Annotated in this window: 8 protein-coding genes and 3 pseudogenes; 4 read left to right on the plus strand and 7 right to left on the minus strand. The window is 66.6% G+C overall.

The genetic code is table 11. The features are described from left to right. A partial coding sequence (locus V8324_RS14705; protein ID WP_336420685.1) for a hypothetical protein occupies nucleotides 1-317 on the minus strand: 317 nt, incomplete at its 3' end. On the opposite strand from V8324_RS14705, the pseudogene V8324_RS22430 reads away from it, so the two are divergent. Then, nucleotides 316-498 (plus strand): annotated as a pseudogene (locus V8324_RS22430) (transposase); the annotation flags it as partial. The gene V8324_RS14705 and the pseudogene V8324_RS22430 overlap by 2 nt on opposite strands. Here the strand turns inward: V8324_RS22430 and V8324_RS14715 are convergent. Continuing rightward, nucleotides 488-628, minus strand: a complete 141-nt coding sequence (locus V8324_RS14715) for a hypothetical protein (RefSeq protein WP_336420720.1) — start codon at nucleotides 626-628, stop codon at nucleotides 488-490. The pseudogene V8324_RS22430 and the gene V8324_RS14715 overlap by 11 nt on opposite strands. Nucleotides 629-755: 127 nt before the next feature. Here V8324_RS14715 and V8324_RS14720 point away from each other — a divergent pair. Together V8324_RS14720 and V8324_RS14725 are read left to right on the plus strand one after the other, a co-directional pair. Next, nucleotides 756-1,578, plus strand: a pseudogene (locus V8324_RS14720) (IS110 family transposase); the annotation flags it as partial. A 39-nt stretch (nucleotides 1,579-1,617) separates the two neighbouring features. Beyond that, nucleotides 1,618-1,785, plus strand: a pseudogene (locus V8324_RS14725) (SDR family oxidoreductase); the annotation flags it as partial. Here the strand turns inward: V8324_RS14725 and V8324_RS14730 are convergent. Together V8324_RS14730 and V8324_RS14735 are read right to left on the minus strand one after the other, a co-directional pair. Then, nucleotides 1,725-2,390, minus strand: coding sequence for a cupin domain-containing protein (locus V8324_RS14730; RefSeq protein ID WP_336420686.1), 666 nt, complete (start codon nucleotides 2,388-2,390; stop codon nucleotides 1,725-1,727). The pseudogene V8324_RS14725 and the gene V8324_RS14730 overlap by 61 nt on opposite strands. Before the next feature lie 145 nt (nucleotides 2,391-2,535). Further along, a complete protein-coding gene (locus V8324_RS14735) occupies nucleotides 2,536-3,366 on the minus strand; it encodes a restriction endonuclease subunit S (protein ID WP_336420687.1) in 831 nt (276 codons plus the stop codon). Between the two features lie 82 nt (nucleotides 3,367-3,448). Here V8324_RS14735 and V8324_RS22435 point away from each other — a divergent pair, with 82 nt between their 5' ends. Continuing rightward, nucleotides 3,449-3,922, plus strand: a complete 474-nt coding sequence (locus tag V8324_RS22435) for a DNA-binding protein (RefSeq protein ID WP_442970547.1) — start codon at nucleotides 3,449-3,451, stop codon at nucleotides 3,920-3,922. On the opposite strand, the gene V8324_RS14740 is transcribed toward V8324_RS22435, so the two are convergent. The 3 genes from V8324_RS14740 to V8324_RS14750 are packed head-to-tail and all read right to left on the minus strand — an operon-like array spanning nucleotide 3,876 to nucleotide 12,829. Continuing rightward, on the minus strand, nucleotides 3,876-7,517 hold the full coding sequence (locus V8324_RS14740; protein WP_336420688.1) for an eCIS core domain-containing protein: 3,642 nt from the start codon (nucleotides 7,515-7,517) through the stop codon (nucleotides 3,876-3,878). The genes V8324_RS22435 and V8324_RS14740 overlap by 47 nt on opposite strands. A 10-nt stretch (nucleotides 7,518-7,527) precedes the next feature. After that, entirely contained in the window at nucleotides 7,528-9,213 is a 1,686-nt protein-coding gene (locus V8324_RS14745) for a PASTA domain-containing protein (protein WP_336420689.1), read from the minus strand. Between the two features lie 13 nt (nucleotides 9,214-9,226). Continuing rightward, the gene (locus V8324_RS14750) at nucleotides 9,227-12,829 is read right to left on the minus strand and encodes a DUF6519 domain-containing protein (RefSeq protein ID WP_336420690.1); all 3,603 of its coding nucleotides are present in this window, start codon (nucleotides 12,827-12,829) and stop codon (nucleotides 9,227-9,229) included. Nucleotides 12,830-12,832 lie beyond the last annotated feature (3 nt).

Consider the following 12,832-nt stretch of genomic DNA (forward strand, 5'->3'; position numbering starts at 1 on the left):
GCCGGCCATCCGAAAAACCGGATCGACGAACTCCTCCCTTGGAACTTCCAGACGTCAAGCTGAAAAGCCCGTGGGGCCCAGCTGGCGCTTACGGTGATCCCGAAACCTGGCTTTTCATCAATCGAGGACAGGGTTGGTCCGGAATAGAGGCCATCGTACGTATTGGAAAGCGGCTTGGTGGCGCTGGACGTCTCGCCGTTATGATGCGGATCTTGATTGGAGGTTTGTGCAAATGGCTGTACTGTCGGATCGCGTACATTCGCTACCGCTTCGCCGCTCGGACATGTGCGCGACGCCGGAAACTTCGGCATGCTCATCCGTCGCTTCCTGATCCATGTCTTGTCCGCCGGGTTCCACCGCATCCGGCATTATGGCCCACTGGCCAGTTCAATGCGAAAGGCCAACATCACGAAGATCCACCTCTTGCTGTGCGTCAAGCGCCCTGAACAGGCCGCCGGACCGGAACCAGAGTCCGAGGCCGCCCCACTCACTTTGCGCGTGCGGATTTCAAGAATACCGGACAGCGCTCGCAGAACCAAGTGTAGCCATAGCCGTCGGGATGCGCCGCGCGATATTCCTCCCATAGCAGCACCAGCGTCACGCCCCTGCGCTTAATCTCAGCCGTCATCTTCGCCTTGTCCTATTTTTGTCATGCGTGACGCAAACACGCGTATCCGATGGGGTGGACGCCCCCCGGCAGCATCGAAATGTGCCAAGGTAGCGGGTATTGAAACGCTGCTATGAGGAGAGCGTCCATGAATGAGGTTAGCATCATCGGCCTGGATCTGGCAAAAAAAACGGATTTCAGGCGCATGGCGCCGGCGCGGACGGGTCGGTTGTATTCCGGCGCAAGCTGTCGCGTGCGCAGCTACTGACGTTTTTGAGTGACCAGCCGCCGTGCGTGGTGGCGATGGAGGCCTGCGCGAGCGCCCACCACTGGGGCAGGTCAATCGGTGATCTCGGTCATGAGATCCGGCTCATCCCGCCTGCATACGTTAAGCCTTTCGTGAAACGTCAGAAAAACGACATGACCGATGCTGAAGCAATCGCCGAGGCAGCGTCCCGTCCGACCATGCGGTTTGTTGCAGTGAAGAGCGAAGCGCAGCAGCGGCGGCAATGGCGTATCGCACCCGCGACCTGTTGGTTAGACAGCGCACCCAAACGATAAATGCCCTTCGGGCTCATCTGGCCGAGCAGGGCATTGTCGCTCCTGCCGGTCCTGCTCATGTCGATCGCCTTGCCGCAATCGTCGACGGGGACGACGGCATTTTACCTGCGGTGGTGCAAGATCTGGCGCGCTTACTCCTGAAACAGATCGAAGATCTTAGCGAGAAGATCAAGGGATTGGATACTGAACTGCGCAGACGTGCAGGCACCGACGATACTGCGAGGCGGCTGACGACGATTCCGGGCATTGGGCCAATCACAGCTGCGGCGATCACCACTTTCGCGCCACCGATGGAGACCTTCTCGAAGGGCCGGGATTTTGCGGCCTGGGTCGGACTCACCCCGAGACAGCACTCGAGCGGTGGCAAGGAGCGTCTCGGCCGAACGTCGAAGTTGGGCCAGAGGGATATCTGTGTCAACTGTGTCGCGCCCGGCATGATGGAGAACGCGGCGGCCGATTTTCCCGAAGACTGGATCGATATGGTTCCCGCGGGCCGGTATGGCGGCGTCGCCGAGATCGCGGGCACCGTCGCCTTTCTGCTGTCCGATGATGCCGGCTACGTCACTGGCCAGACCATCGTCGCCGACGGCGGGGTAAGCCGCAATACCGGCTTTTGACCACCCGGACCACCGTCAGGACCATACGCGCCAAGTAAAGGATCATCGTCGTGCTGAAGATCAAAAGAGCGTCGTTTCCCGAGGATGAAAAAATCGTCGGCGCGGGGGAGGGGCACGGCGCGGATGCGCTCCAGCACGGCGCTGTCGTGCGGATGCTCGGCTCGCAGCGTCTCGTATCGCTCCTGCCCCGCCGGATAGGCGCCGCATACCTGGAAGTTCGCACTCGCTTCGATCTGGCAATGCCCGGTGCCTGCGGGCAACACGAGGACATCGCCCGCGCGCACGGACACGCACTGTCCCTCCGGCCCGCCCAGCATCAATTCGGCGCGGCCGCTCGCCACCGCCAGGGCTTCGTGCGCATCCGGATGGTAGTGATGGTAGGCAAACACCTGCCACACCCATGTGCCTCCCCAGCCGTTCGCCTCGAGCCGGCCGCGCACGGCATCGGGCGCCGCTCCCTCGCCGAGCGCTCCGCAGAGGACGACCGCCGGCAGATCGGGATTGTTCGGCACCGTGCCGTCATCCGCGAAGTGCAGCGTGCGGACCTCGATGGCCTCCGCTGAAGCGACGGATGCGAGGTTTCCCTTGCCCGGGCTATGGTCCATTCCCCTCACCTGCGCACCGAGGCCGCGCCGTGCCGACCAAGCGTGCGTCTTGCGGCGATCCGGTCTTGCCCGGACGCGCGCCGTGCCGGCGGCAAACGCCCGGGGTCTAAGGGCGACAAGTCGAGAGACGCAGCCCCGCGCACGATCAGTTCGGCCATCGCCTCGCCGGTCGCGGGGGCGCCCAGAATCCCCCACACGCCGTGGCCGGTGGCGACGTAGGCAGGTAATGCAAGAAAATCGGTTCAACCTTTTCTTCGTCGAGAAGGAATCGCCATATTTTGTCTGGCAGAACGATATTGTCGGAGACGTTCTCCACCATTGCGGTCGCGCCAATCAACGCCGAAGTATTTGCTCGGCTGAACAGAAGATCGCCAGGCTTCACAAAATGGCACGCCGGCGGCGAGTAGTCGGCCGGGAGTGGCTTCGACTCCGTCTCTATGAATTCGCCTTTGGTGACCGCGCTGACCTTGAGAACCCGATGCCGCATTCCTTCCTGGTCCGAAGCTGGAGCGAGGTTCTTGCCGGTATCGAGCCCCGTGATGAGATTGCTTAGTGGACCTCGTGGGAAGCGGTCCGAAGTCGTGAGGGCCCCGAACATCTCCGCGAAGATCGCGCCCGGGAGGGTGTCGAGCAGGGCGAGAGCCTCGCGGCGGCGCAGGGCGTCGGTCGCATCCAGTATCCCCGCAATCCGCCGTTGCTCGTCGAGGGGCGGGAGGGGGATTTTGATTCTTTGGACAACCGACTTCGACACTTCCTTGAAGGTCGCGCCGTTGCCGAGCGACTGGAGATAGGCCGTATTTGCGGCGAGCCAGTGGTATAGATACCCCTCGAATACCCTCGTCCGGTCGGGGACAAGTCTCTTGAAACCCTGATTGGTTGCCATGGGTTCGGTATTGATCGCCACCAGCCCGATAGGCGCCTGATAACTCATGAGAACTGACCTCGGCGGCAAAGTTTGCGCTGCGCAACTCGACAATCCAGCATGAGTGATGCGCCGCGCGGTCTCGGTCAGATAACGGTAATACCGGCGCTTACCTTACCAAGGAAGCAACCAAAACATGGCGACGAAGAACCAAAAGACCAACGCCGCGTTCGAGAAGAAGGTGCGCGCAGCCGCCACGGAACTCGAAAAGAACGGAGTTCGTATCACCAACGCGAACATCCGCGAGACGATCGGGGGCGGATCCTTCCGCGACATTGGTCCTCTCGTAAAGGCGCTTCTTGCCGAGAAATCGGCGCGCGAGAAAGCGGAGACCGAATTGCCCGACATGCCGGAAGAGGAGCAGGGCAGAGGCGTTTCACTTCGCCAGATCGCGACCGAGGCAGAGGATGACCGGGCGCCACGACCGCCGCGTTCCGACATCGCGCATGAAGGCCGCAGTTCCGACAGGATCCCGAACCGAGGATGCGGTGATCGCGTTCGGCGGTCGGCAGGGCCCATCTGTGCTCCGATGCGTCCCGAGCGGGTAACGCAGGGTCGGCCGGTCAGACCACGCTGTCGAACGCGGAGTCGAGAATGTCGCGGGCGTTGATCGAGGGGCGCTGCACCTCGATATCGTCGAGGCTCATTTCCAGCCCGTTGGCCTCGCTCCAGCGGGCGGGCATCCGAACACCCAGCGTCATGTCGGGGCCGAACTCACCCAGCGTGGTGTCCCAGCTGCCCAGTTCCCGGTCGACCGAGGTGAGGCCGAGGTTGACCCCTGCCGAGACCGACGCCTCGAGCCCGATGCGGAATTTGGGGCTGGCCTCGACACGGGCGGAGGCGTCGAGCGACAGCCCATCCTGCCGGTTCCAGTCGACGCCGATATCGATACCCCCACCGACCTCCAGGCCCAGCTCGCCGGTAATGCCCACGCGACCTCGCGCGTAGGCCACGGCGGCGCGTGCATAGATGTTGCCGCCAAGCCCGAGCTTGAGCCCGCCATAGGCCGGCACCACGAAGCGCGCGCCGCCGGTCACGCTCAGGTCCTCCGGGTGTTCGAGGTCCATTGTCGCTCCGATCCGGGCATCCTCGATGGTGGCCGGGCCGATCCACGCTTCCAGATCCACGTAGCCGTCCGCCGAGGCGAAGATGCCGAAGCCCACGCCCGCGATGGACACGCCCCAGATCGGGAAATCGGGCGTCTCCAGGCTCAGGAGACGGCGGCTGAAGTCCTCGCGCTCGAAGACCTCGAAGCTGCTGGGCAGGGCGATTTCGCCGGAGATGATCACCCGACCGTCGGGCGTGTACTCGATACCCGCCGTGCCGGTCAGGATCTCGCCCAACTCGATGGTGACGGACCCGCGGCCCCAGATGCTGAAGCTGTCGGCGATCTCGCCTTCAACCGGGTTGCCTTCCTCGTCGAGCGGCATGTTGGTCACGGTCAGGGAGACCTCGCCCGTGGCCTGCCCGATGGCGACCTCGCCGGTGCCGGAGATGAGAAAGGCGCCGTCGTCGTAGCTGACCTTGATGCTGCCGGTGACGCCTGTCGTCTCGATGTCGGCCGATCCGGATCCCGAGACGTGCCACTGACCGGTGTCGGGCGCGCGATTGGCCGAGATCGACACGGTCGCCGACGAGATCCCCGGCACCTGGTCGGCAGGCAACGGCAGGTTGTCGGCGCCGATCGTGAGCCCGGTTTCGGGCAGGTAGGAGACGGTCAGGCTACCCCCTTCCATCGGCGGGGCGAGGTCGATGGTGCCGCTCACGCCGATGGTGTCGTTGGTAAACTCGACGTGGACCGAGCCGCCGGTGACACCGGGCAGGCGGTCGGTCTCCACGCTCGCATCGACCGACCCGCTTAATTGGTTCTCGGCCACCGAGTAACTCAGGCTGACCTCGGCCTCGTCGAGGAAATCCATGGTCAGCGCGAAATCACCGCTCAGCACCACGTTGTCGTTGGTACCGCGCGCCTCGATCCGGCCGGAGCCGAGCTGGTCCACGGTGACCGTCGCTCCGCCCGCGATGAAAAAGCCATCCTCGCCCATGCCGATCTCCAGCGTCGGCTCGGAGACGGTGAGCGGGCCGAAGGACAGGCTGTCCTCCGGGATGGGAAAGGCGATGCCGACGTCGGTGCCGTCGATGAAGATCGGGATCGAGATATTGGGCAGGATCAGCTTGCTGACCGAAATGGTGCCATCGGCGCGCAACATGCCGTCGGGCGTGATGTAGACGGAGGCGAAGGCGGTGGGCGAGAAGTATCGGAACGGGACGCCGAAAAGGCTGGTCAACTCTCCCGTGCTCATGAAGCCCGCGTTGCCAAGGTGCGGCTGGGGCGCAATCGTGATGTCGCGGGTGCGTTCCTCTTCGGTCACGAAGGGGTCGTTACGGCGGCGGCGGTGACGGCTGATCGTCAGGATCAGACCGTTCTCGCCGTAGCTCGCGTTTTCGTAGCGCAGGCCCACGAAGAACTCGCGCGGGCGGCGCACCTCGCCGTTGCGGATCTGGAAGGGAATGAACTTGCCGCCATTCGGGCTGCCGAAGACGTTGAACTGTCGCGGCGTGGTGCCCGCGGCGTCGAAGGCGAAGCCGTAGCCCTGCAACTCGTCAAGTGTGAGAAACCGCACGCGGTCGGAGGTCAGGTGGTCGCCGCGCTGCAGCTCTGACTTGGACCAGTACTTGTCGGCGTGCAGCGTGGTGTTGGCAGCCTTCTCCTCGACGTTGGTGAAGACGATGTCCCATTCATGTTTCACGCGGGTGACGTCGCTCTGGGTGGAGCCGGGCACGGAGATATTGGCCTCTCGGGCGCGCTCCATGAAGTCGCTGTCGCTGCGCGCCGCGCGCAGGGTCGAGCGGATCGAGGACCGGATCCATTGCGCGATCGACGAGCCCGAACTGCGGTTGAAGGAGGAGTCCAGCAGCCACATGTTGCTGCCCGCATCCGCGCCGCCGATCTGCAGTTCCAGGATGTGGTCCACGTCGAATTCCGCCGCGCGGCCGGCCTTGTCCCACTCGGGCTGCAGGACCTGTTGCGCCTGTTTCAGCTCGGCTTCCGTGCCCATGATGACCTCTTGCGCGTCATCCACGTTCTTGGGCATCAGGAAGTAAAAATTCTCGCCGTTCTTCTGAGTGATGTAGGGCCCGCTCTGGGACTCCTCGGCATTCTCAGTGGCCGTGGGCAGTTTTCCGGAGAGCGACAACCCCGCCATCGCCGCCTGCTGGTAGCTGCGCCAGGTTGCCCGGGCGCTGCCTCCGCGCGGGGTGGCGCGGTGCAACGTAACGCTGCCGCCGCTGTAGTTGGGCAACCCGCTGACATTATCGGTGCCCGCGGGCGAGATCGCCGCTGTCGCGATGCCCTTGCGTTCCGTCGGCGCGGGTGGCAGTTCAAGCTTCTCGACCTGCATGACCTTCTTCGCAGGGCGCAGGTCGATGCGCAGATCGTCCTCCTCGAAGAGCCCCGCCGGCGGCGGCGGGGTGCCGTTGGTCGCAGTGCCCCCGGTGTCGGAGGTGTCAATCTCGGAGCCATCGCCCGTGGGCGTACGCTGGATCACCGCGCGCTGCGCCCGGGCCGACCCGCCGGACTGCTGGACGGTGTGGACGAGCTCATGCGCAAGAAGCCTCTGGCCCGCGCTGGTCTGCGGCTGGAAGGCGCCCTGGCCGAAGAAGACGTCGTTGCCCACGGTGAAGGCGCGGGCGTTGATGGCGCGGGCGGTGCTGGCGGCAGCGGCGGAGTTGTGCAGGCGCACGCCCGACAGGTCGCGCCCAATGCTGCCCTCCATCCGGCCGCGGGTCGCGCCGGGCAGGGGCGCGCCGCCGCCGCGCATGCCGTTCACCGCTGCCGTCACGCCCGCGGGCGCCTGTGCGGGGCCCGCGCCGGAGGCGTCGCGCTGGCCCAGTATGCTGTCCAGCGGATCCTCGGGCTCCTCGGGGGGCGAGGCGGCGGGCATCGGGCTTTTCTGGGCCAGCGTCGTCAAGGGCGGCGTCGGCTCCTCCGGCTCCTCGGGTGCCGCGCCTGCGCGCTTGCGGGCGATGCCTGCGCCCGGAACCGGCGAGATCGCGGGCGGCGGCATGGCCGCCGCAGGCGGTGAGACGACCCGGTTGGCGATCCGGTCCGCTTCTGCCTCGAAGCGGTCGCGCGCCGGGCCGATGGTCATCGGTTTGCGCTCCGACGTGACCGGCGCCTTCTGGACATGCTGCGGCGCGGCCACCGGGGCGTCCTCAGATCCGGTCCAGCGCGGTCCGCAGCGCGCGCAGGATCTCGGTGGCCATCGCCCGGTTGCCGATCTCCAGGCGGGCGGCGAATTCCGGGATGGTCAGCCTCGACAGCGACACCAGCAGGTCCCCGGTCAGCCGCCCGTTGGGAGCCATGATCCTTGCCAGCCGTTCGGGCGACAGCTGGCGCCGCCGCATCAGCGGATCGGCGGCCATGATCTCCAGTACCGCCTCCGGGTCGACCTCCGTCTCCTCCTGCTCGTCGGCACGGCCGACGACGATCACCACCCGGGTGGAGGCGCGGATCGGGCTGCCCGCTTCCGGGCGCTGGTCGATCACCAGCCCCGCGCGCTCGCTGTCGGTGCGTTCCTCCACGCGGATCTGGCGCAGCCCCATCTCACGCAGGATATCGCGGCCGGTGTCGGCTGTCTCGCCGACCAGCCGAGGCATCTCCATGACCTCGGCGTCATCCTCGGCGCCGATCCCGACGGTCAGCACCACCGGGGTGGCCGCATCGATCGCGGTGCCCGCGCGGGGGCTCTGGTCGACCACAAGCCCCACTGCGTTCGGTCTGATCCGCTCCTGCAGCGCAACCTCCTCCACGCCCAGCTCGGCCAGGATCTCGCGCGCGGTCTCGGTCTTTTCGCCGATGAGCCGCGGCATGATCGTCTCGGTCTTGACCCCGACGGTCAGGGTGACGGGGGTCTCGGGGGTGATCGGCATGTCGGGTTGCGGATCCTGCGCCAGCACGATCCCGGCAGCGTCAGGGGTCTCCTCCTCGACCTCGGTGACCTGCGTCAGCCCCGCGCGTTCCAGCGTGGCGCGGGCGAGTGACAGGGGGATGTCGGTGACCTTCGGCATCAGTTGCTGCCGCGCCTCGGCCACCACGATGTCAACGGTCGATCCCGGCGCGAGCCGGCGGCCCGCGGGCGGCGTCTGGTCGATCACCGTGCCTTCCTCGGCGTCGCTGGGGGTCTGCGTGCGGCTGCCGCGGTTGAGCCGGGCCTCGCGCAGCAGCGCAATCGCCGCGTCCTCGGTCCGACCGATCAGATCCGGCACTTCGACCGTCACCGGCTGCGGGTCGTCATTCCCGTCGTCGATCGGGCCGGGCGCTGGACAGATCGGACCGCTCGCGTCCAGCTCGACGTCACGCCGCAGCGTCTGGCCCGCGGCGAGCGCGGGCAGGGCTTCGGAATTGCGGTAGAGCGGGGCGCCCGATTTCTCCTGCACCCGCAGCGTGCCTGAACGCCCGGCGGTGAAGGTGAAGCTGTAGGCGCCATACTGATCGGTGCAGCCATAGCCGTGCCAGGTGCCTTTTTCCGTGACGAGACCCACCAGCAGATCCGGCTGCGGTACTCCTGAGCGGGTGACGGTGCCGTAAAGGCCCGACTGCGTCTCGGAGGGGTTGGGCGGTTCAGCCAGTTCGGCCACGAAGGCCTCCTCGAAGCCCTCTCGCAGTTCGATGGCGGCCTCTGCCTTCTGCTGGCGCCGCCGGGCGCGGGGGTCGGTCTTGCCGTAGCGCGCCTCGGACCGCAGAACCTCCAGTCTGCGGGCGGATTGCATCTGGTCCAGCAGCGGCCGCGCCAGTCCGCGCGCCGCGACCGACATGATCCGTGTCTGCCCGCTGAAGCTGCGGACATCCTCGATCAGCCGGTCCTGATCGACGCAAATCTTATCCTTGCGGTCAGCCATGACGTCCCCTTTCTCAGCATTCTTGCGTCGGCAGGCCCAGGGCCTTCGACTTGGACATGGACAGGTAACAGGCCACCAGTTCGACGGCCTGGCAGAACTGCGGGTTCACCATGCCGAGGATGGAGGTGTTGTCACGCACGACCCGCCCGGTCTGCGGCGCCACGACCAGGAAGCAGTGGCTGCCCTGGTTGAGCGACGTTGTGTTCATCACCTCGGCCACGGTGATCGCCGACAGCAGCGCCCCGGTCAGCTTGGACTGGAACCGCCCGCCCTCGGCGCGGATCGAATTGCCGGTCACGATGGTCGAGGCCACCGCCAGCGCCAGGTCGTTCTCGGTCTCGATCTGGTTGTCGTTGAGCGACACGTCGTCGGAGGAGGAGATGAAGACAGCCGAGAGCGTCGCGCTGCGACCGGACTGGTAGGCGCGATAGCTCACCTGGTTGTCGTTGAAGAGGGTCTCGCCGCCCTGCAACCGGATTCGCTGGACCCCTCCAGTCGCGGCGCCCGTCAGCGCGTCCGTGCCGAAGAAGGCCGACAGATCCTCCGCGAAGCCCGCGTTTATGAGGTTGACCGCGTCGCCGCCCGCTGCCTCCGCGATCAGCTCCAGCGCCAGGTAGTCGGTGAAATCCAGATCGCCCGCGGGTCGGAAGAAATCGCCCGCCAGCGCCGCCGCCCCCAGCCCCGCGGCATAGAGCGCGGCGATGGGGTTGGAGAACAGCAGGCTCTGCCCCGACCCGGTCAGGCGGTTATCGGTCACATGCGCGGGTCCCAGCAGGATGCCCTTGAGCGCGCGCGCGCCCGGCGCGTCGATCTCGTTGTGATGGCAGGCGAGCGCGGGCCGGTTCGATTGCCGCCGGTCGTCCGCCGATATACCGGTGGAAGGGACGCCGCCGGTGGACAGTCCGATGACGATTCCACCGCGGCGGCCGGGCTGGGCCTCGATGCCGTCGGAGAAGCCGCGGCCGTTGCGCAGGATGCGGTTGCCCTTGATCGCAATGTCCTCGCCGAAGGCCACGAAGATGCCGCAGATCGGCACGCCGCCCGCCGCGCCGCAGTCCTCGATGCGGTTCTCGGCGATGCTCAGGTCGCTGGCGAGCGAAAAGGAGATCCCGCCCCAGCCCACGAACTGCCGCAGAAAGGCGCCGAGGTCCGGCACCTCGCTCTGCATGCAGCCGGTGATGCGGTTGTTGCGGATCTCGATGTCCTCGATAGCGATGGCATCGGCGGGGGTTTCGGTGACAAGCGGCATCAGAATCGACAGCGGGTAGGTGGCGATGCCGTTGAAGCCCATCTCGGCGATGTCGTTGCCCAAGATCCGGATCTCGGTCACGGGGCCGTCGGAGACCGGGATCGGCGGCCGTTCCGGGTCGCCGCCGTCGTCGTCTCCGAACGGCCAGTCGATCTCGATGCAGCCGCGATTGCCGAAGACCAGTGGCAAGCCCGAATAGCCGTGGCCGACCGTGGCCTGCGTAGGGTAGCTGTTGAGGCGTGTCCCGTTGCCGAAGGTCTCGCGCATGATCCGGTCCTCGCCCTCGGCCCCGGCGTCGATCCAATTCTCCACGAAGCGCACCGAACCCAGAGTGATCCCGTTGCCGAGCCCGCCGGTGATCCGGTTGTGCAGGATGCGGACCTCGGTCGAGGCGCTGCCGATGTGCAGCCCGCCGATGGCGAAATGGCTCCCGGTCTTGGGCTGGACCGCGCGGATGCTGCTGTCCTCCACACGCAGGCGGTCGCCCTTCAGGAAAACCGCCGATTGCGTGCCGAGTTCAGACGGCGACCCGTCCCCGGCCAGTATGTCGCAGGCCAGGACCGCGTGATCGGCGCCGCCCGGCAGGTCGATGGCGCGCGCGAGCCCAACCCGGATCGTCAGCGCCCGCGCGGTGACGTCGGTGTTGGGCGTGGCGCCGCCGACCGCGATCAGGTCACGGCCCAGGATCGCCGGGCCATCAAGGTGGGTCATGGCGAAATCGCGCAGGGTGATCGCGTCGCAACCCTCCAGCGTCAGCAGCGCCGTGCTTTCGCTGTCCGAAGTCCACAGCGTGTCCGTCCCGCAGCCCGAGATGGTGATGTCGCGCTTGTCCGAAATCGTCACATGTTCCTCGAAGAGGCCCGGCAGCAGGCAGATGTGACCGCCCTCCTCGGGGAGCCGCTCGAGCGCCGCCGCGATGGAGGTGACATCGCCGTGACTTACGTGGTCGTCGCCCACCGTCACGCGGCAGCAGCCGTTGACCCGGCAGAGCGGTCGAAACCGGTGGCGGCAATCCACGATCTCCGCCGTGGCAGGGCCGCTTGCCTGGCCGGTCCAGACGATCCGCGCGACGGGAGCCAGTCGCAGGTGCGGGGCCTGCGCGGGCTCTCCGTCGAGCAGGCCCCAGGGCAGGATTCGCGCGGGCGTGTTGGGCCGTGCGGAGAAGCGCCACAGGTCGCCCCGCCGTCCGTTGCCGGTCAGCGTCACGGTCAGTCCCGTGGTGCCCAGCGTCTGCTCCGCCCCGGTCAGGGTGACCGTCGGGCTGCCCTGGGCGCCGTTGGCGTTGGTCCATATCCGCGCGAAGAAGAACCGCTCCTCGCCTGTTTCGTCGAAGCGGCCGAAGAGCGAGGGGGCGCGCGCCGTCAGCCAGTCGCGCAGATCCTGCGGCACGTCGGCGTCCACGATCACCCCGCCATCGGCGTCGTAGCCGTTGTCGATGGTCAGGAAGATACCGACCGGGGCGCCGGCTTTCTCGTTGTTGGACAGCAGCATCGACCAGGGGATCAGCTCGATGCTCTGGCCCGCGACCGGCTGGGCGAAGGCGTCGCGCGGCGGCGTCAGGAACTGCACGCGCCGGGGCTGGCCGAGATCGTCATTCTCCACCTGTACCCGGTAGGTCGTGGTGTCGTTGGTCCAGACGAAGGCGCCCGGCTCCGTGATCATAAGGGTGAAGGTTTCATTATGCGCGCCCAGAAAGCCCGACTGCGCGGAGGGGCTGCACAGATCCTCGGTGGCACCGGGGTCGGTGAAGCCGATCTGCAGCGTCGTGCTGGACGCCAGCAGCGCTTCCTCGGCGACGAAGGCGGCGTCGTCGAAGTCGTCCGTCAGCTCTCCGAAGGCGTCGGCGCAGTCGAACGCGCGGTTGGGCGCGACCCGCAGCCTGGCCATCACGCGGGTGCGCTGGGTCGTGTCCACGCCTGCCAGCGCGGTCTCGAAGAGCTCGTTGTCCTCGGTGGCGCTGACCTCCTGCTCCCAGGCCTCGAGGTATACGAGGTCGCTCTGCTGCGCACCTTCGGCGAGTGACGGGATATCGGGCAGGCTGGCGTCGAGGTCGAAGTCGAGCCAGTCCTCCTGCGCGCCGTAACTGCCGCCCGCGGTGGTCACATGCACGCCGCCCAGGACGAACTCGCCCTCGTGGAAATCGAAATCGTAGGTGTCGGTGCCTGGGTTGACCGCGACCACCAGGAAGCCGTCGTCCGGCGTGCCGCCCGCGCAGATGACGGAGGTGACCAGGTCGCGCAGCCCGTCCTTGAGGATGGTCTGGGCCTCGTTCTCCTCGGAGTCGAGCGGCGTGCGCCCCTGTTGCCACTTGATCCCGGAGTAACGCTGGGCGGGGCGGAAACTGGCTCTGGAAATATCTGCGGTCATGGT

Origin of the sequence: Roseovarius sp. D22-M7 (assembly GCF_037083785.1) — a bacterium.
Lineage (GTDB): Bacteria > Pseudomonadota > Alphaproteobacteria > Rhodobacterales > Rhodobacteraceae > Roseovarius.